The sequence below is a fragment of the Dyella koreensis genome, assembly GCF_044904565.1.
Taxonomy (GTDB): Bacteria; Pseudomonadota; Gammaproteobacteria; order Xanthomonadales; family Rhodanobacteraceae; genus Dyella_D; species Dyella_D koreensis.
Map to the genome: position 1 here is coordinate 401,042 of NZ_JADIKD010000011.1, position 18,972 is coordinate 420,013.

20 protein-coding genes and 1 riboswitch are annotated in these 18,972 nt (G+C 64.5%); of the genes, 6 read left to right on the forward strand and 14 right to left on the reverse strand.

Going from position 1 to position 18,972, the window contains the following annotated elements; all coding sequences use genetic code 11:
• Positions 1-6 precede the first annotated feature (6 nt).
• Both ISS97_RS13845 and thiL read right to left on the reverse strand, forming a co-directional pair.
• The gene (locus ISS97_RS13845) at positions 7-504 is read right to left on the reverse strand and encodes a phosphatidylglycerophosphatase A family protein (protein WP_379985833.1); all 498 of its coding nucleotides are present in this window, start codon (positions 502-504) and stop codon (positions 7-9) included.
• Positions 501-1,481 carry a thiamine-phosphate kinase gene (gene thiL, locus ISS97_RS13850; RefSeq protein WP_379985832.1) on the reverse strand — a complete coding sequence of 327 codons (981 nt, stop codon included), beginning with the start codon at positions 1,479-1,481 and terminating at the stop codon, positions 501-503. Before thiL ends, ISS97_RS13845 begins: the two co-directional genes overlap by 4 nt.
• A gap of 142 nt (positions 1,482-1,623) precedes the next feature.
• On the opposite strand from thiL, the gene ISS97_RS13855 reads away from it, so the two are divergent.
• Entirely contained in the window at positions 1,624-2,094 is a 471-nt protein-coding gene (locus tag ISS97_RS13855) for a nuclear transport factor 2 family protein (RefSeq protein ID WP_379985831.1), read from the forward strand.
• Between the two features lie 122 nt (positions 2,095-2,216).
• Here ISS97_RS13855 and ISS97_RS13860 read toward each other — a convergent pair whose 3' ends face one another.
• The 6 genes from ISS97_RS13860 to ISS97_RS13885 all read right to left on the reverse strand — a co-directional run bounded on the left by ISS97_RS13860 (position 2,217) and on the right by ISS97_RS13885 (position 6,902).
• Complete coding sequence (locus ISS97_RS13860) at positions 2,217-2,738, reverse strand: GNAT family N-acetyltransferase (RefSeq protein WP_379985830.1); 522 nt, start codon at positions 2,736-2,738, stop codon at positions 2,217-2,219.
• Complete coding sequence (gene nusB / locus ISS97_RS13865; protein ID WP_379985829.1) at positions 2,738-3,184, reverse strand: transcription antitermination factor NusB; 447 nt, start codon at positions 3,182-3,184, stop codon at positions 2,738-2,740. The genes ISS97_RS13860 and nusB overlap by 1 nt, the downstream gene beginning before the upstream one ends.
• A complete protein-coding gene (gene ribH, locus ISS97_RS13870) occupies positions 3,184-3,645 on the reverse strand; it encodes a 6,7-dimethyl-8-ribityllumazine synthase (protein WP_449757861.1) in 462 nt (153 codons plus the stop codon). The genes nusB and ribH overlap by 1 nt, the downstream gene beginning before the upstream one ends.
• A 336-nt stretch (positions 3,646-3,981) precedes the next feature.
• Complete coding sequence (ldcA, locus tag ISS97_RS13875; protein ID WP_379985828.1) at positions 3,982-4,947, reverse strand: muramoyltetrapeptide carboxypeptidase; 966 nt, start codon at positions 4,945-4,947, stop codon at positions 3,982-3,984.
• A 72-nt stretch (positions 4,948-5,019) separates the two neighbouring features.
• Complete coding sequence (ribBA, locus tag ISS97_RS13880) at positions 5,020-6,111, reverse strand: bifunctional 3,4-dihydroxy-2-butanone-4-phosphate synthase/GTP cyclohydrolase II (RefSeq protein ID WP_379985827.1); 1,092 nt, start codon at positions 6,109-6,111, stop codon at positions 5,020-5,022.
• Between the two features lie 149 nt (positions 6,112-6,260).
• The gene (locus tag ISS97_RS13885) at positions 6,261-6,902 is read right to left on the reverse strand and encodes a riboflavin synthase (RefSeq protein WP_379985826.1); all 642 of its coding nucleotides are present in this window, start codon (positions 6,900-6,902) and stop codon (positions 6,261-6,263) included.
• A 132-nt stretch (positions 6,903-7,034) separates the two neighbouring features.
• Positions 7,035-7,231: riboswitch (FMN riboswitch) on the reverse strand.
• Positions 7,232-7,498: 267 nt separating this feature from the next.
• On the opposite strand from ISS97_RS13885, the gene ISS97_RS13890 reads away from it, so the two are divergent.
• Together ISS97_RS13890 and ISS97_RS13895 are read left to right on the forward strand one after the other, a co-directional pair.
• Entirely contained in the window at positions 7,499-9,583 is a 2,085-nt protein-coding gene (locus tag ISS97_RS13890) for a TonB-dependent siderophore receptor (protein ID WP_379985825.1), read from the forward strand.
• Between the two features lie 11 nt (positions 9,584-9,594).
• Positions 9,595-10,302, forward strand: a complete 708-nt coding sequence (locus tag ISS97_RS13895; protein ID WP_379985824.1) for a hypothetical protein — start codon at positions 9,595-9,597, stop codon at positions 10,300-10,302.
• Between the two features lie 7 nt (positions 10,303-10,309).
• Here ISS97_RS13895 and ISS97_RS13900 read toward each other — a convergent pair whose 3' ends face one another.
• From ISS97_RS13900 to glyA, 5 genes are all read right to left on the reverse strand, one after another.
• Complete coding sequence (locus ISS97_RS13900) at positions 10,310-11,326, reverse strand: Gfo/Idh/MocA family protein (RefSeq protein ID WP_379985823.1); 1,017 nt, start codon at positions 11,324-11,326, stop codon at positions 10,310-10,312.
• Entirely contained in the window at positions 11,323-12,165 is an 843-nt protein-coding gene (locus ISS97_RS13905) for a phytanoyl-CoA dioxygenase family protein (RefSeq protein ID WP_379985822.1), read from the reverse strand. Before ISS97_RS13905 ends, ISS97_RS13900 begins: the two co-directional genes overlap by 4 nt.
• A 33-nt stretch (positions 12,166-12,198) precedes the next feature.
• Complete coding sequence (gene ribD / locus ISS97_RS13910) at positions 12,199-13,272, reverse strand: bifunctional diaminohydroxyphosphoribosylaminopyrimidine deaminase/5-amino-6-(5-phosphoribosylamino)uracil reductase RibD (RefSeq protein WP_379985879.1); 1,074 nt, start codon at positions 13,270-13,272, stop codon at positions 12,199-12,201.
• Positions 13,273-13,350: 78 nt separating this feature from the next.
• Positions 13,351-13,872, reverse strand: coding sequence for a transcriptional regulator NrdR (gene nrdR, locus ISS97_RS13915; RefSeq protein ID WP_379985821.1), 522 nt, complete (start codon positions 13,870-13,872; stop codon positions 13,351-13,353).
• 20 nt (positions 13,873-13,892) lie between these two features.
• Positions 13,893-15,146 carry a serine hydroxymethyltransferase gene (gene glyA / locus ISS97_RS13920; protein ID WP_379985820.1) on the reverse strand — a complete coding sequence of 418 codons (1,254 nt, stop codon included), beginning with the start codon at positions 15,144-15,146 and terminating at the stop codon, positions 13,893-13,895.
• Positions 15,147-15,292: 146 nt separating this feature from the next.
• On the opposite strand from glyA, the gene ISS97_RS13925 reads away from it, so the two are divergent.
• The 3 genes from ISS97_RS13925 to ISS97_RS13935 all read left to right on the forward strand — a co-directional run bounded on the left by ISS97_RS13925 (position 15,293) and on the right by ISS97_RS13935 (position 18,042).
• Positions 15,293-16,363, forward strand: a complete 1,071-nt coding sequence (locus ISS97_RS13925; protein WP_379985819.1) for an alpha/beta hydrolase family protein — start codon at positions 15,293-15,295, stop codon at positions 16,361-16,363.
• An 11-nt stretch (positions 16,364-16,374) separates the two neighbouring features.
• Entirely contained in the window at positions 16,375-16,983 is a 609-nt protein-coding gene (locus ISS97_RS13930; RefSeq protein WP_379985818.1) for a TetR/AcrR family transcriptional regulator, read from the forward strand.
• A gap of 63 nt (positions 16,984-17,046) precedes the next feature.
• Positions 17,047-18,042, forward strand: a complete 996-nt coding sequence (locus ISS97_RS13935; protein WP_379985817.1) for an aldo/keto reductase — start codon at positions 17,047-17,049, stop codon at positions 18,040-18,042.
• Between the two features lie 12 nt (positions 18,043-18,054).
• On the opposite strand, the gene ISS97_RS13940 is transcribed toward ISS97_RS13935, so the two are convergent.
• Positions 18,055-18,921: a DUF817 domain-containing protein gene (locus tag ISS97_RS13940; protein ID WP_379985816.1), complete on the reverse strand. Its 867-nt coding sequence runs from the start codon at positions 18,919-18,921 to the stop codon at positions 18,055-18,057.
• Between the last annotated feature and the right edge of the window lie 51 nt (positions 18,922-18,972).

Below are 18,972 nucleotides of genomic sequence, written 5' to 3' on the forward strand. Positions count from 1 at the left end.
GCGTCGTCACCACCACGTCAGCACGAAGCCCAGCACGACCGCGGCGAACACCCCCGCCACGACGTCGTCCATCATCACACCCAAGCCGCCCTTCAAACGCCGGTCGAGCCAGCCGATCGGCCAGGGCTTCCACACGTCGAACAGGCGGAACAATGCGAAGCCGGCGATGACGGCCCACCACGGCGCCAGCAACGCAGGAATCAGTGCGATCCACTGACCGATGAATTCGTCCCACACGATGCTGCGGTGATCGTCCACGCCCAGCGCGCGACCAGCGACGTTGCAGGCCCATACACCCAGCGCAAAGCCAAGCACGATCACCAGCCCATACAGCGGAAGGCTCAGTTGCCGCAGCAGCAGCCACGGTAGCAAGGCGGCCAGCGAGCCGAAGGTGCCTTGCGCCACCGGCGCCAAACCAGAGCCGAAGCCGCAGGCGATCCAGCCAGCGACGGATGAAGTCAGCGCGCGGCGCTGGGTATCGGTGAGGGTCTTCTTGTCGTTCATGCGGCGAAATGATCCCAGCCTCGCCGCCCCGGTTCCAGCCATGAGCCATCCGGCTCGCGTACGCGCACACCTTCGCCTTCGACAATGCGGCCGATACGCGTGGCACCGCAGCCGAGGCGAGCCAGATCGGCCTGCACATCGGCGACACGCGCGGCAGGCACGGTGAAGCACAGTTCGTAATCGTCGCCGCCGCTCAGCGCGAAATCGCGCGCGCTGGTTTCGTCGAACAGACCGAGCAAGGCCGATGAGCGCGGCAGCCATGCACTATCGATCTCCGCGCCGACACCGCTCTGCGCGCAGATATGGCCCAGGTCCGCGAGCAGGCCATCCGAGATGTCCTGACACGCATTCGCGCGCGCGCGCAAAGCTACGCCTGCGGCCAAGCGCGGCGTGGGACGGTTAAGACGTTCGATCAGGTACTCGCGCCGTGCATCGCCCGCTTCGACGCGCGACGCGTGCTGTAGCAGGTACAGGCCGGCCGCCGCATCGCCCAGCGTGCCGGTGACCAGCACCACATCGCCGACCTTGGCGCCCGCGCGCCTCAGCGCCTTGCCCGGCGGCACGAAGCCATGCACAGCCACGCTGATGGTGAGCGGGCCGCTGGTGGTGTCGCCACCGACCAGGGCGAGCCGATGTGGCTGCGCCAGCTGCGCGAAACCTTCGGCAAAACCGTCGATAAAGGCTTGCGTGGATTCGACACTGGTCTTTGGCAGCGTCAACGCCAACAAGGCCCAGGCAGGAGTAGCGCCCATCGCGGCAAGGTCGGAGAGATTCACCGCCAGCGACTTCCAGCCGATGTCAGCCGGCGCAGTGTCGCGCGGGAAGTGCACGCCTTCGACCAGGGTGTCGATGGCCACCGCCAGCTCCTGCCCTTCGGGCACGGCCAGCAGTGCGGCGTCGTCGCCGATGCCAAGCCGTACATCGTCGCGACCTTGCGCGGTGCGCTCGCGGATGCGGTCGATCAGGCGAAATTCCATAGGCTTCAGAGCTCGGCAAAACAGGGGCAAGCAGACCATCTGGCGCTGCGCTGTGCAAGTTCGTCTAGGTCCATGGTCATGCAGTCACGCCCAGGACGCCTCGATAGAATCGCGCGATCCCGAACGGTCCGGAGGTTCTGCCATGGTTCGCCTGTCGTCCATGTTTCGCCATACCGCCGCGCCGCTCGGCGCTGCGCTGATCGCCCTGATGTCGGCCGCGCCGGTGCACGCCGCCAGCCCGGAAGAGCAAGCCGTGCTCGCGCCGTTCCAGTCGATACTCGACGCCATCGCCAAGCGCGACCGCAATCTGATGCGCGACAACATGCTGCCAGGCGGCATGGCCACGCTCAAGCGCGGCGACAAAATCACGCAGCTGCATTTCGATTCGTTTATCGATCACATTCCGGTGACTGGCACGCAGCAGTTGCAGGAACGCATCTACAACCCGCTGGTGAAGATCGACGACGACATCGCCGTGATCTGGACGGAATATCAGTTCTTTATCGACGGCAAGGTGGACCACTGCGGCACCGACATCGCACACCTGGTCAAGCGCGACGGCCGCTGGCTGGTGGCGGGCATCGCCGATACGCAGCGCAAGGATTGCCCGTAGGAGCGCACCCTGTGCGCGAAGGGCCGCAAAGCGGCCCTGCGTTGTACGCAAATACCTTACAAGAAAGAGCAGGGCCGCTTTGCGGCCCTTTCGCCCACAGGGTGGGCTCCTACAGTGGCACGCTAGCGGCTGAAAACGACCGTTGGCCTGCCGTGGTACGTGGTGCGCTGCCACTCGCGGAATCCGGCTTTTTCAGCCACGCGGATCGATGCCGTGTTCTCGGGCGAAATAATGCATACGGCGCGCAAATGGCCGTGGTTTTCCTGCGCCCAGGCCGTGGCCGCCGCCACGGCTTCGCTCGCATAGCCCTTGCCGTGCGCATGCGGGGCAAGCACCCAGCCGAACTCGAGCATGCCATCGAGGCTCGGCACGATGTGGCGCTTCAGATCGGCATGGCCGATATCGCCGATGTAGCGACCACTGGCTTTTTCCTCGACGGCCCAATAACCGTAACCGAGCATGCCCCACATGCCGAGATAGCGCAGCATGCGGTCCCACACCTCTTCGCCGGTGGAAGGAACGCCGCCCATATAGCGCTTGACCTCGGGATCCGACCAGATCGCCAGGCAAGTATCGAAATCGTCCGCACGATGGGCGCGCAGCACCAGGCGCTCGGTTTCGAGCACCGGAATCTGCGCCGCCATCAACCCTTCTTCTCCACCGAGCGCAGCGCCCCGGCGAGCTTGTCCAGCACGCCGTTGACGTAGCTGTGGCCATGGTCGGCGCCGAAGCGCTTGGTGACCTCGATGGCCTCGTTGATGATCACGCGGTACGGCACGTCCGGGCGGTACTTCAGCTCATACGCGGCCAAGCGCAGCGCGGCGCGCTCGATCGGGTCGATCTGGCCGACTTCGCGATCGACGTAAGGCTTGAGTGCATCGTCGAGTTCATCGACATGCTTCTCGACGCCGTGCAGCAGGTCCTCGAAGTATTCGAGGTCGGCCACTTCCATGTCCTGCTCGTGGCGAAACTGGTCGATCACTGCATTCATGTGGCTGCCACTGAGCTGCCACGCATACAGCGCCTGCAGCGCACGGCGGCGGGCACGCGAGCGAGCGGCGAGATCGATGCCTTCGGGACGCTGGCTCATCACAGCTTTCCGTACAGGTTGACCATCTCGAGCGCAGCGATGGCAGCATCGGCGCCCTTGTTGCCGGCCTTGGTGCCGGAGCGCTCGATGGCCTGCTCGATGTTGTCGGTGGTCAGCACGCCGAAAGCCACCGGCACGCCGGAAGCATAGGCCGCCTGGGCCAGACCTTTGGCGCACTCGCCGGCCACGTAATCGAAGTGCGGCGTGGAACCGCGGATCACCGCGCCCAGCGCGATCACCGCAGCGTACTTGCCGGAGTTCGCCAGCTTGTGCGCGGCCAGCGCGATTTCCCAGGCGCCCGGCACCCGGATCAGCTCGATGTTGTCGTCCTTCACGCCATGGCGCACCAGCGCGTCACGCGCACCAGCCACCAGCGGCTCCACGACGAAGCCGTTGAAACGGCCGGCGACGATGGCAAAACGGCCCTTGGGCGTGGCGAAATCGCCTTCGATGATCTTCATGGTCAGTGTGTTCCTGGGTGGACCGCGGGCTTAGGGATGCTCTGAAGAAGTCTACGTAGCCGTCACCGGCTCTGTCTGCTCACAGATTCGTGGTGCGTTGGCGACGGCAGACTGGCCGTCTTCCTAGCCAGCGCGCCGCGGAGCTGTGAGCAGACAGAGCCGGCCCTCACATTTGAACTTGAATGACAGGGTGATGTGTGGGAGGCCCGCAGGCTGCAGCCCACGTCTAGGCAAGGCAGCCAGCCTTGCCGTCGCCGCGCGCCACACCCTGCGGGCCTCCCACACATCATGACGGCTACGTAGACTTCTTCAGAGCATCCCTCGGGGCCGGGTATTTTACGGGATTTCGGGGAACCTGCCCGGATCGGGCCGCGAGGCTCCCCCTGACAGGTGCGGATAACCATTGAACGACAGCGTCGCCTGTCCCTCCGTCACACGCAGCCGTGCTGGCACGCCGAACGGCAGGGTCAGCTTGTCCGGCTCGTGCCCGAAAGGCATGCCGTGCACCAGCGGCACCCGGGTCAGGCGGCTGATCTGGGCAAAGCCCGAATCAAGGTCGTAACCGTTGTCGTAGGCGCTGGGCCGGCATTGGCTGAAATCGCCCAGCACCAAGGCGCGCTGGCGATCCAGTACACCGGACAGGTGCAACTGGTACAGCAGGCGCTCGATGCGGAACGGCGGCTCGCCCACGTCTTCGACGAACAGGATGCCGCCTTCGATGGCCGGGAAATACGGCGTGCCAATCAGGCTGCACAGCACGGCCAGGTTGCCGCCCCAGAGCGGGCCTTCCACGTCCAGTTCGGCGTCGCCTGGCGTCTGCCAGTTCCCGCTCGCCTGGGGCGCGGTCAGCGTTTGCCAGAAATGCTGCCAGGTGAAGGCACTGGGTTCGGCGGCGCCGAAGTCCGGCCCCAGCATCGGGCCACCGAAGGTGGTGAGACCCGCGCGCTTATAAAGCGCCAACTGGAGTGCCGTGAAATCGCTATGCCCGACCAACAGCGTCGAGGTGCCCGCCAGCCGTTCGCGCAACGCGTCGTAGTGAAGATGTTCGAGCAAACGGGTGGCGCCATAGCCGCCACGGATCGCCAGCGCGATATCCGGCAGCACCTCGGCCGTGGCCAGTGCATTGATATCGGCCACGCGTTCCGGATCGGCGCCGGCATAACGCAGCTCGGCGCGATCCAGCACTTCCAGACCATCCACCGTACAGCCTGCTGCGCGCAGCCGCGCCACGCCGCGCGTCACGGCAGGACGGTCATGCGGATACCCGGAAGGAGCGATCAGACAGATGGTCGTAGCGGTCATGGCGTGTCGTCGTTGAGGGTAGCCGGCAGTATGCCGGCTACGGTATGGCGAAGGCGGGGCGAAGCCATGGCCTCACACGTGCTCGACCACCTCAAGGCCGAAGCCGGCCAGTCCAACCAACTTGCGCGGCGTACCGAGCACACGCAGGCGATGCACGCCTAGATCGGCCAGCATCTGCGCGCCCAGTCCAAGCTGGCGCCATTCCTGCTGCTGCACTTCCTCCGGCGCCTGCGTCGTGGGCTGACGGCTCAGGCGGCGCAGCAGCGCATCGGGCGTGTCTTCGCCGGACAGCACCAGCAGCACGCCGCGATCTTCATCGGCGATGCGGCGAAGCGCCGAAGTCACCGTAAGACCGAGATCATCCCGCTGCAGATGCAGCACATCGGAAAGCGTATTGCGCACGTGTACGCGTGTGAGCACCGCCCCACCATCGTTCACTTTGCCGCGCACCAGCGCGAAGTGCAGGCCGTGGCGAATCGCATCGCGGTAGGCCACCAGACGGAACGGACCGAACTCGGTCTCTACCTGTTCCTCGTGCACGCGCTGCACGGTCTTCTCGGTTTCCAGGCGATAGCGGATCAGGTCGGCGATGCTGCCGATCTTCAGGCCGTGCTTCTGCGCAAAGACTTCCAGCTCGGGACGGCGCGCCATCGAGCCGTCCTCGTGCAGGATTTCGATCAGCACGGCGGAGGGCTCCAGGCCGGCCAGCGCAGCCAGATCGCAACCGGCTTCGGTATGGCCGGCGCGCGTGAGCACACCGCCCGGCTGCGCGGTGAGCGGGAAGATGTGGCCAGGCTGCGACAAGTCATGCGGCTTCGCATCCGACTTCACCGCGACCTGGATGGTACGTGCGCGATCGTGTGCGGAGATGCCGGTGGTGACGCCTTCGGCCGCTTCGATCGAGACGGTGAAGTTGGTGTGGTACGGCGACGTGTTGTCGCTGACCATCGGTCGCAGGCCGAGCTGGCGCGTGCGCTGCTCGGTCAACGTAAGACAGACCAGGCCGCGCGCCTCGCGCACCATGAAGTTGATGTCTTCGGGCCGCACCATTTGCGCGGCCATGATCAGATCGCCCTCGTTCTCGCGATCTTCGTCGTCGAGAATCACGACCATGCGGCCGGCGCGGATGTCTTCGAGGATTTCGGGGATGGTGTTGAAGGCCATGGGGGGATCTCGTTGATGTTCTGTTTTTTGCTCCTCCCCCTGCTTGCAGGGGGAGGTCGGGAGGGGGTAAGCCCTTGAGAAAACGCTGCGGGCTTGCAGGCTCACCCCCAACCCCGCCCCTCCCCTGCTGCACGCAGGAGAGGGAGTGACTAGGCGAAGCCGTGCTGCTTGAGAAACGCTTCATCGATGCGCGGCGCTTCACCGCTGCCGATCAGCCGCTCGATATAACGCGCCACCACATCCACCTCGATATTCACCGCATCACCCGCACGACGCGCATGAAACGCGGTGTGCCCGACCGTGTGCGGAATCAGGTTGACGCCGAAGCGGTTGCCCGTGACTTCGTTAACGGTAAGGCTGGTGCCGTCGATACAGATGGAGCCCTTGGCGGCGATGTAGCGCGCCAGCGACGCCGGCACCTCGAACACCCAGCGCAGTGAGCGCCCGTCCGGCGTGATGGAAACCACCTTGCCCACGCCATCGACATGGCCAGACACCAGATGGCCGCCCAAACGGTCGGCAAGGCGCAAGGCCTTCTCCAGGTTTACCGGGTCGCCGGCCTTGTGCTTGCCCAGCGTGGTAAGCGACAGCGTTTCGTTGGAAACGTCCGCGCTGAAACCGCGCGACTCCAGTGTGACCGCCGTCAGGCACACGCCGGAGACGGCAATGCTGTCGCCCAGTTGCACGTCGGAGAGATCGAGATCGCCGGTATCGACATACAGGCGAACATCGCCGCCGCGGGGTTCGAGCCGCGCGATGCGGCCTACGGTCTGGATGATGCCGGTGAACATCAGCGCACCTCCCGCTGGAGGTGGATGGAAGGGACTTTCTTAATAGCAGGCATGAAACGTTCTCCGCGTGGAGCCAATAGCGAGAACGCCCCAAGGCATGAGGCAGACGCACGGCCGCGAAGCCGTTCGCCATGCCGTCTTCTTTCATCCGGACTGTGAGGAAGCTGCTGCCAGCTTCCAACCGTCGGCTCCGGCATTCGACCGGATCTGCTGACCCTTCGCGACCGAAGTCGACGAAGGCGCTCGCGGGCTCGTTGCCGGAACATCCCTTAAGGGCTGCCCTTCAACCTACCGCCGGTGGGGAATTTCGCCCCGCCCTGAAGACGCTATGGATAGTTGCCGGCAAAGCCGGCCTGCGGATTCTAGCATCCCGTTCCGCAGCTTCCGACGGCATCCACTAGGCGCATGGACCGAACGCTGCGTTCCCGGCAAGCATGCGGGAGCGATGCTGCGCGCCCCGCGCGACCCGCACGCCGGGCATTGCCCTTCGCCGTCGACCCGCATATTATTGCGAATCATTCTCGTTTGACTGTCCGAGCAACAGGCAGGCCTCGCCAGGCCGACCCAGGGCGCCGGAACCCCACCAAGGAACATCCATGCGCTATTCCGTCGGCCTGTCGGCCCTCGGTCTGGTCGCGGCGTGCGCGCATGCCCAAGCCAGCCAAGTCGAGTCCCCCGTTTCCACGCTGCAGTCGGTCGATGTGCAAGGGCATGCGGACAAGGGGCTGCTCGGTCAGCGGGTCGGTGTGGGCGCCTTCCGTGATCAATCCATCATGGATGTGCCCGCTACTATCAACGTCGCGACCCGCGACCTGCTCGACGCGCAGGCTGCCGTCAGTCTCTACGATGTGCTGCGCAATACCGCTGGCGTGACCAAGCAACAGCTCAGTGGCGAGGTGTTCGACAACCTGTCCATGCGTGGCGTCACCCTCGACAATCGCAGCAATTATCGGCTCAACGGCTCGCTGCCGCTGCTCAACCTCACCGAACTGCCGCTGGAAGACAAAGAGCGCCTGGAAGTGCTCAAGGGCGTATCCGCGCTCTACTACGGCTACACCGCACCCGGCGGCGTGGTGAACATGGTGACCAAACGTGCCGGCAATCAACCGGTGACCATGCTCGGCCTGAGTATCGACAACAACGGCGGCACCATTGGCCAGCTCGACGTCGGCCGCCGCTTCGGCGATCGCCAACAATACGGCGCGCGCATCAACGTCGCTGGCGGCAGTCTGCAATCGCCGGTGGACGGCATCGACGGCGACAAGCGCATGGCCAGCGCGGCACTCGATTGGCGCGTCAACGACCGGCTGAATCTGCGCGCCGACCTGGAATACTTCCGCAAGAAAATCGGCGAGCAGAGCGTAATCACCCAGCCCGCTGCGAAAAACGGCGGCATCGACCTGCCGCGCATGCCGGACCCCAGCAAGCGCCTGTCGCCGGACTGGGCCGACTTTGTCGCGCATGGCAGCAACGTACTGCTGCATGCCGACTACGCGTTGAGCGAGCAATGGCTGGCGACACTGGAAGCCGGACGCGCCGACCTCACCCGCGACCGCCGCGCCTTTACCGAGATCAAGAACTACAACCCGCTCACCGGCCAGGGCACGCTCACCGGCAATCGCCAGAGCGACGCCAGCTGGAACAATCAGAACCTGCGTGCCGAACTCTTCGGCAGCTTCGCTACCGGCGCGGTGGGACATGAACTGACGATCGGTGCGGCGCAGACCAAGTCGAACCAGGATCAGACCGTGACCGGCCAGTTCACCGGCACGCAGAATCTCTACGATCCGGTCACCGTCCCCTGGCTGCCGGTGACCAAGACCACCGTCACGCCCGCCCTGAATGCGGTGGACCGCGGCATGTATGTCACCGACCGCATGAGTTTTTCCGAGCATTGGCAAACCATCCTCGGCGCACGCTACACCCGCTACACCAGCGACCAGGGCAGCAACCACTACAAGGCGAGCAAGACCACGCCGCTGGCTGCGCTGATCTACAAATTCAATCCGCGCCTGATGGCTTATGCCTCATATGCCACGGGCATCGAACAAGGCGACCGCGCGCCGAATACGGCGATCAACGTCAACGAGGCCCTGCCGCCGTCGATCAGCAAGCAGAAAGAAGTTGGCGTTCGCTGGCAACCCAGCGATCGACTGCTGCTATCCAGCGCGGTATTCGATATCGATCGCGCAGCCAGCTACGTCAATGACAGTGGCCTGTTCGTGCAGAGCGGCCGCTTGCGTTACCGCGGTATCGAGTTGAGTGCGCAGGGCCAGCTGTCACGCGACTGGTCGCTGCAGTTCTCTACGCAGTATCTGCAGGCACGCTTCCGCGACATCAGCGCCGCACTGGAAGACAAGACGCCGGAAAACACACCTGCCGTCACCGCCAGCTTGTTCGCCGAATACACCGTGCCGGTCGTGCCCGGCCTTGCGCTCAACGGCGGCCTCTACTTCACCGGCCGCCGGCCGTTGAACAACGCCAACCAGGGCTTTATCGACAACTACACCTTGCTCGGCCTGGGCGCGCGTTACGCCACGCAGATGTTCGGCAAGCGTGTGCTGTGGCAGCTCAACGTCGAGAACGCCACCGACAAGCGCTATTGGGCAGCGACCGGAAACAACCGGCTCGCCATGGGGCTGCCGCGGACGGCGAAACTCACCGTGAAGATCGACCTTTAAGGATGCGCGCCATGGCCACAAAGAACTCTTTCATACGCAACCTCGCCGCGATCGCTCTGCTCTGCCTGTGCGCTATCTCGACGCAAGCTGTCGCCGCCAGTCACGGCAAGAACGTGTTGCTGGTGGTCCGCAAGGAAGGCAAAAGCCTCGCCTACGACCAGAAGATCCAACAGCACCTGACGGCACGCGGCTTCACCGTCACGCTCTACGACCAGTATCAGCCTGCCGCCAAGGCCAAGGACTTCGACCTGGTGGTGCTTTCCTCCACGGTGCGTTCGCGCGACCTGCTCGGCGCCTACCGCGATACACCAGTGCCGCTGGTGACCTGGGAAAGCGACCTGCTCGACGACATGGGCATGAGCGGCAAACGCCCCGACACCGACTTCGGCAAGACCGACAAGCAGCACGCACTGTGGCTGGTGAACGCGCCGCATCCACTGGCTGCCGGCTTGCCGGCCGGCATCGTCAATGTCTACGTGAAGAATGCGCCGATGAACTGGGGCAAGCCCGGACTGGGCGCCAGCATCATCGCTACGCTGGCCAGGGACCCCGAGAAGGTCGCCATCTTCGGCTACGAGAAAGGCGCCACCATGGACTACGAAACGCTGGCGCCGGCACGACGGGTGATGTTCTTCCTCGACAACGAAACCTTCGACAACCTCACCCCCGAGGGCTGCAAGCTGTTCGATGCAGCCATCGACTGGGCGCTGGCGCGCTGAGTCTCGCTCAGCGCTTTTCGGCGCTTGCCCGCGTCCGGTATTCGCGCAGCACCTGATCCATCACCCAACTCGTACGCGCACCCGTGTCAGCGGTCGACGGACAGGCGCCAACCTGGCCGGTGAGCTCGGCGACGATGGTCTCGATCAGCGGCTGCTGGATATGCCGGGGGTTCTCGACGTGAAACTCCCGCGTGCCTTCCGCGTTCTCCACCCGGATCGCACCATCGCCGAACGTGGCGAAACTGATACGCCCCCGATCGCCCACCACTTCGATGCAGTCGTGGTGCTTGAAGCTGTCGAAATTCCACAGCCCCGTGCCGAGCATGCCGTTGCCGAAGGCAAACGACATCGACACGGTGTCTTCCGGCGGATAGGCCTGGAGCTGGTTGCTCGCATGACCCGTGGCGGAAACGATCGGCCCGAATAGCCAGTCGAGGATATCCAGCGTGTGGCAACCGATATCCATGAACACGCCACCGCCGGATATCTCGGGAACGACATGCCACGGCAAGTTGTTCCGATCGTGATAACGCGGATGATGCGGCTCGTACAGCACTGTGTTGACGATACACGGCGTACCGATCACTTTCGCCTCGAACAGCAATTCACGCACCTTATGGAAGCGCGGCAGCATCCGGCGGTAATACGCCACGAACACTGGCACCCTCGCCTCACGTCCGGCGCGGATGATCGCCTCGCACTCGGCATGATCCATGGCCATCGGCTTTTCCACGTACACCGGCTTGCCCGCGGCGATGCTCATCAGCGCGTATTGCTTGTGCGTAGAGGGCGGCGTGGCAACGTAGACCGCATCCACTTCGGGATCGGCAATCAGCTTGGCCGCATCGTCATACCACTTCGGCACACCGTGGCGCTGCGCGTAATCGCGCGCCTTGTCGCCATCGCGGCGCATCACCGCCACCAGCGCGGAATGCGGCGCCTTCTGGAAACCCGGGCCACTCTTCAGCTCGGTGACGTTGCCGCAGCCGATGATGCCCCAGCGAATGGTTTTCGCGTTGCTCATTTGATGACGAATTCCTTGCTGATGAACTGCTGGTGCCAGGCATGGTACTGGTCGACCTGCGGGTGGCGCGCACGCTCGGCGATATGCGCCAGCAGGGCTTCGCGCACCGGCGGTGCGAGGCTGGCGAGATAATCGGCGGTGTACTCGCGATGATCGAGCACGCCGAAGTGGCAGGTCGGCTCGTACTGATTGGAGTGGAACCCGAGATGGATGGTGATGCGACGCTCCGCCAGCACACCGGCGTAGCCGCGATGCACGGCGTAGTTGTTGTAGAACACCGCCTGCCCCGGCTGCAGCACCAGCTGCACACCCTCGTCCAGCTCCGGCTGCGCATCCACCGGCGCGATGCGTGGATCGCCACCAAAAATACGCTGTTCAGCTTCATTGAGTGGGCGCCGATGGCTGCCCGGCACGATCCACAGACAGGGGTCCGGCGTCAGCGAGATATTCGCTTGTACATAGTTGTAGTGATAGTCGGCACTGAACCAGCGTGCGTCGATCTGATCGTCTGGCACCTGCATCAGGTCGCGATGCCAACCCTGGCGATAGTCGACGCCGGCGTCGGCATAGAACAGCGAGGCACCATCGATGATGATCCCATCGCCCAACAGATCGGCGGCAATCGCCTGGATGGCCGGCTGGCAGATGATGTCCTGCACCGCGCGGACCTCTTTGCCCGGCTGCAGGAATTGGAGGTTCATCATCTTGCCGCGTTCGCCACGCTCGCGGCGTGCCGCTTCCACAGCATCCACATATCGCGCGATATCGCCGGCATCCAATACCTGGCGAATCACATAACCCTGGGTCCGGAACTGCTCCAGCTCCGTCTTGGCAAGCATCTTGGTTCCCCTAAGCCTGGTTGTTTAAGCTCTTTAATTGCGAGCCGCCGGCGCGGGACGTAGCCGCAGCCGGATATCCGTACCCAGCATACGCTGGTCGAACAACTGGAGATTCCAGCGTTCGCTCATGTCATTCAACGCGGGCAGCCGCAACAACGGACGCCCCCGATGACCCAGCAGCAGAGGCGCCACATAGATCAGCAGTTCGTCCGCGAGGCCCGCTGCCACCAACGCGCCACAAAGCGTCGCACCCGCTTCCACATGCACTTCGTTGCAACCGCGTTCGGCCAGCAGGTGAAGCACAGCCGCCAAATCCAGCTGCCCGTTCTTTTCAGTCACCGACGCATATCGGATGTTGTCGGCATGCTTCGGCACGTTCGCGTCGTCTGCATGCAGCACCAGGGTGAGTGCATCGCTGTCAAAAACGTGGTTTGCCGTGGGCGTACTCAGCTGGCGGTCCAGCACAACGCGCAGCGGCGGGGTGAACGCCTCGCCATCCGGCAGGCGCACGGTCAGATGCGGGTTGTCCGCCAAAGCGGTCCCGCTGCCTGTGAGGATTACGGAGCTGCGTGCGCGCCAGCGCTGTACGTCGGCACGCGCGGCCTCGCCGGTGATCCACTTCGAGGTGCCATCCGCCAATGCCGTACGCCCATCCAGGCTCATGGCCAGCTTGACGCGCACCCACGGGCGGCCGCGCTCGATGCGGCTGAAAAAACCGATATTGAGTTCGCGCCCGGTCTCGCGCATCAGGCCCGACTCGACCATGACGCCGGCGTCGCGGAGTTTGCCGATGCCGCGCCCTGCTACCTGCGGAAAAGGATCTTCGGTAGCGATCACCACACGAGACACGCCAGCGGCGATCAGCGCATCCGCGCACGGCGGCGTGCGCCCGTGATGCGCGCAAGGCTCCAGCGTCACATAGGCCGTTGCGCCACGTGCGCGTTCGCCTGCGGCGCGCAAGGCGAACACTTCCGCATGTGGCTCACCAGCACGCTGATGCCAGCCTTCGCCCACCGCCTCTTCACCGTGGGCGATGACGCAACCAACGCGCGGATTGGGCTGGGTGGTAAACAGGCCGTGCTCGGCCAGGCGCAGGGCCTGCGCCATATGCTGATGATCGAGAACGCTGAAGTGAGAGTTCGGCATGCGGGCATTCTCGCAGAACGTGCGGCCCGCGGAAAAACGTCAGCCTTTCTTGCTGCGCTTGATGCCGCCTTCGCCCAGCAGCGAGAGCTGCAAACTTTCGAGGCCCGGCAGATCGCGCTCGAGCTTCTCGATTTCCTCGCGGAACGCCTGCACATCCTCGAACTTGCGGTAGACCGAGGCGAAACGCACGTAGGCCACCTGGTCGAGCTTCTTCAGCTCGCGCATCACCAGCTCGCCAATCTGGCGTGACGGCACTTCGCGGTCGCCGCTCTTGCGCAGGTCGTTGATGATGGTGCGCACGGCGACATCCACCGCATCGCTCGCCACCGGCCGCTTCTGCAAGGCGCGCTCGAAACTCACGCGCAGCTTGCGCTCGTCGAAACTCTCGCGACGTTCGCCGCTCTTCACGATCGCTGGCAGTTTCAGTTCCGCCGTCTCGAACGTGTTGAAGCGCTCACCGCACTGCGGACACTCGCGACGACGGCGCACGGTGGCGCCGTCTTCGGCGAGGCGTGAATCGATCACGCGCGTGTCTTCATGCTGGCAGAAGGGGCAATGCATGGTGGGCGGCTAGGCGTCCGTCAGCCGTAGACCGGGAATTTCTTGCACTGCGCCGTGACTTTGTCGCGCACTTTGGCGATCACTGCCTCGTCGGCCGGTGCGTCGAGCACGTCGCAGATCCACTGGGTCAGCTCCACGGTATCGGCTTCTTTGTAGCCGCGGGTGGTGATGGCCGGGGTACCGACGCGCAGGCCGGAGGTGACGAAGGGCTTGCGCGGGTCGTTCGGCACAGCGTTCTTGTTGACCGTGATGTGGGCGCGGCCGAGCGCTTCTTCCGCGTCCTTGCCGGTCACTTCGCGGCCGATCAGGTCGACCAGCATCAGGTGGTTTTCGGTGCCGCCGGAAACGATCTTGTAGCCACGCTCAATAAAGGTCTTGGCCATGGCCTTGGCGTTCTTCACCACCTGGGCCTGGTACTCCTTGAACGACGGCTCCAGCGCTTCCTTGAACGCCACTGCCTTGGCGGCGATCACGTGCATCAGCGGACCGCCCTGGATGCCGGGGAACACGATCGACTGCAGCTTCTTCTCGATCTCTTCGCCAGCGTCCTTTGCCACGATGATGCCGCCGCGCGGACCGCGCAGGGTCTTGTGCGTGGTGGAAGTGACGACATGCGCATGCGGCAGCGGGTTCGGGTACACGCCCGCCGCGATCAGGCCCGCGACGTGAGCCATGTCCACGAACAGGTAAGCACCGACCTTGTCGGCGATGGCGCGGAAACGCGCCCAGTCCATCACCTGCGAGTAGGCGCTGAAGCCCGCCACGATCATCTTCGGCTTGTGCTCGACGGCAAGGCGCTCGACTTCGTCGTAATCCACCAGGCCGTTCTCGTTCACGCCGTACTGCACCGCGTTGAACAGCTTGCCCGAGACGTTGACCTTGGCGCCGTGGGTGAGATGGCCGCCGTGCGCCAGGCTCATGCCCAGAATGGTGTCGCCCGGGTTGAGCAGCGCCAGATACACCGCCTGGTTGGCCTGCGAACCGGAATGCGGCTGCACATTGGCGTAGTTGGCGCCGAACAACTGCTTGAGGCGGTCGATGGCGAGCTTCTCGGCCACGTCCACGTATTCGCAGCCGCCGTAGTAGCGCTTGCCCGGATAACCCTCGGCGTACTTGTTGGTGAGCACGCTGCCCTGCGCTTCCATCACGCGCGGGCTGGCGTAGTTCTCCGAAGCAATGAGTTCGACGTGGTCTTCCTGTCGGCGCGCTTCATCGGCCATGGCCTGGGCCAGTTCAGCGTCGTAACCGGCGATCGTCTCGTTCTTCGGGAACATTCGGGCCTCGTCGTGGCAAGCGGGGGAAAGACTTAGGAGTGTAACGGTCATGGGCTATGGCCGGCCACCGGCACGGCCCTTGCCGACACGTTGCGTACAATGTACCGTACATCGCACGCAACGTAGCCACGACGAGGTCGCCACCCATGGGGATTCGCTTTCCACGTGCTGAAAAATGGCTCGCCACGCTGCTATGGCTGCTACCGCTGGCGCTATCGGCCCAATCCGCCACCGGGGTGGGCATGGCCTCCATCCGCATTCCCGATCCGGTGGGCGGCAGGCAAACCGATGGCTATATCTTCTACCCATCCGCGCAAACCGTCAGTGGCACCACCGCGATCGGGCCCTACGAAGTGGCCGCCGTGCCCGATGCCCCGGCACTCCCGGGCATCAAGCCGCTGGTGGTGATTTCCCACGGCAACGGCGGCAGCCGTCTCGGCCATCACGACCTGGCGACTTACCTGGCCAGCCATGGCTTCATCGTGGCAACGCTCAATCACCCCAAGGACGATTTCCAGGACACCAGCGGCGTGGGTCATGCCGAAGTGCTCGCCGGCCGCCCGCTGCAGGTCAAATCCACCATCACCACCTTGCTCGCCGATCCGCGCTGGAAGAGCCTGATCGACCCGGAGCGCATCGGCGTCGCCGGCTTCTCGGCAGGCGGCTATACGAGCCTGATGGTGCTCGGGGCGCACCCGAAGTTCGAACGCTTCATCGACTTCTGCGATCGCCATCCGGAAGTCCAGGACGTCTGCGGCGCACGCGCCAAGCTGGAAGCCGAGATGGCCAAACAGGGCCGGACCATCAAGGACTACCTCGCCGACGTTCAGAACGACATGGGCCGCTGGGGCGATACCGCAGATCCACGCGTGAAAGCCGCCTTCGTGATGGCGCCGCTGAGTCTGGTCTTCGACGAAGCAGGTCTCGCACCGATCCACGCCCCGGTGTTTCTGTACTACGGCCAGAACGATCACGTGCTGCCGCCGGCGGACAACGCGAAACATATCCGGCCCTTGCTCAAGAGCCTGGTCGCGGTGAAGGAAATACCGAAGGCGGACCACTGGGTTTTTATCGCCCCGTGTTCAACGGCACTGGCCAAAGAAGCCAGCACCATTTGCACCGACCCGGCAGGCGTGGATCGCGCAAAAGCCCATGCGCAGATCAACGCCGATGCGCTGGCGTTCTTCCGCAAAACACTCAAGCTGCCCGGCCGCTAAAGGAACCCATCGTGCCCAAAGCCCTGCGCGACGACGAAACCGAAGCCTTCCGCGCGCGCATCGGCGAAGCCGCCGCGCGCCTCTACGTGGAGGAAGGACCGGCCGCAGTCACCATGCGCCGCATCGCCGCCGAACTCGGTTGCGGCACGATGACGCCATACCGCTATTTCGCGAACAAGGACGACATCATCACCGCCGTGCGCACACGCGGCCTGCACGAGTTTTCCGCCGCGCTGGAACAGGCACTCGCATCGCCGGGGGACGGCCGCATGCGCAGCCGCGCAGTGCGCGATGCCTATATCGCCTTCGCCCGCGCCCATACCGCCACCTACCGGCTGATGTTTGAGTTTCCGGAACAGAACCGCGACAACCCCGCCTACCGCGAAGCGCACGAACGCATGTGGCAAACCATCGCCGCGCATGTCGACGTGATGATTGCCGAAGGCGTGGTCAAAGCCGATGCAGTCATCCTCGGCCACCAGATCTGGGCCGCCCTGCACGGCGCCGTGATGCTGGAAATCGCCGGCCTGCTACCACCCGGCTACGACGCCGCCTCGCTGCATACGCGCACTGCCGGCACGCTGTTCGACGCGGCGCATCCGAAACCGGATCGCCACTGACCCATTGGCAGTCGTCGCGCCGCAGGCGCAACATCCACAGACTCTCTCCGTGGAGCGCCTCCCATGAAGTTCCGCACCCTCGGCAAGCACAACCTGCACGTTTCGGCTCTTGGCCTTGGCTGTATGGGCATGTCCGACATGTACGGCGCCACCGAGCGCAGCGAAAGCATCGCCACTATTCACGCCGCGCTCGACGCCGGCATCAGCCTGCTCGACACCGGCGACTTCTATGGCATGGGCCACAACGAGATGCTGGTCGGCGAGGCGCTGGCCGGACGTCTTCGCGACAGCTACCTTCTCAGCGTGAAATTCGGCGCCCAACGTGGCCCTGGCGGCGAATGGCTGGGCTACGACGCGCGCCCCTCGGCCGTGAAAACCGCCCTCGCCTACTCGCTCCGGCGCCTGCGCACCGACTACGTCGATATCTACCGCCCTGCCCGCCTTGATCCGAACGTGCCGATCGAAGACACCGTGGGTGCGATCGCTGACCTGGTGAAGGAAGGCTACGTACGGCACCTGGGCCTGTCCGAAATGGGCGTAGACACCATTCGCCGCGCGGCCAGCGTGCTGCCTGTCGTGGATCTGCAGATCGAGTACTCGCTGATCTCGCGTGGCATCGAACAAGCCATCCTTCCCACCTGCCGCGAACTCGGCACCGGCATCACCGCCTACGGCGTACTGTCGCGCGGCCTGATCAGCGGCCACTGGTCAAAAGAACGCAGCACGGACGCCCGCGACTTCCGCACCCACAGCCCCCGCTTCCAAGGCGACAACCTCGACCACAACCTGGCCTTGGTCGATCTCCTGCGCGAACTGGCCGAGGCACGCGGCGTCAGCGTGGCGCAGCTGGCCATCGCCTGGGTGTTGGCGCGTGGAGAAGACATCGTGCCCCTGGTCGGCGCACGCTCACGCTCACGTCTGACTGAAGCCCTGGGCGCGCTCGACATCAATCTCAGCACGGAAGACCTCGCCGCCATCGAACGCGCCATCCCGTCCGGTGCGGCAGCCGGTGATCGCTATAGCGCACAGGGCATGGCATCGCTGGATAGCGAGCGCTGAGGACAGATGGCGTCAGCCATCTCTGTCGTTACGCCGCCTCGCCACTGCCGACACCATGACATAGCTGATGATCATCAGCAGCAACCACGCCCCCAACTTGCCCACCGGCACCATGCTCCAGCCGTGCCGCTGTGCGGGATAGCGCCAGGCGGAGGTGAACGTACCGATGTTCTCCGCCAGCCAGATGAAACCCGCCACCAGAACGAAGCCGAGCAACAACGGCATCCGGCGATAGGTGTCGCGCACCCGGAAGAAGATCCAGGTCCGGCCGAACAGGATTACCACCGCGGCAAACAGCAGAAGGCGGGCATCCAGCAGGTAGTGGTGCGCAAAGAAATTGAGGTAGATCGCCACCGCCAGCCACACCGTCGCGCCGAACGACGGGTGGCGCACGAAGCGGAATCCAAACAGGCGCCACGCCCGCGCGATGTAACTACCGACCGAGGCGTACATAAAGCCGGTGAACAGCGGCACGCCGCCGACGCGCAGCACCGACGCCTCGGGATACGTCCATGAGCCCACCGCCGTCTTGAACACCTCCATCGCGGTGCCAACCAGGTGGAACAACAGGATGACCCAGGCCTCCTCTCGGCTCTCCAACCGGAGCGCGAGAAGCACCACCTGGATCGCCAGCGCGGCCAGCGTCAGAAAGTCGTAGCGGGTCAGCCACACATCCTCCGGGTAGAAAGCCCAGGTCACGACCAGCAGGGCCACCATGCAGCCGCCAAAAAGACAGGCCGAAGCCTGCTTTACCCCGAAGCAGACAAACTCGTGCAGTGCCGCGGCCCAGCGACCGTGCCGCGACACCAGCTGCGCTGCCCAGGCGTCCAGCCACGCCACGCCGCGCGTCAACGCCCCTTCCGTCCCCAGCCGTTCCATCGCCGCGCGCTCCCACCACCCCAAGAACGGCAAGCATCCAGGGCGGGCGTG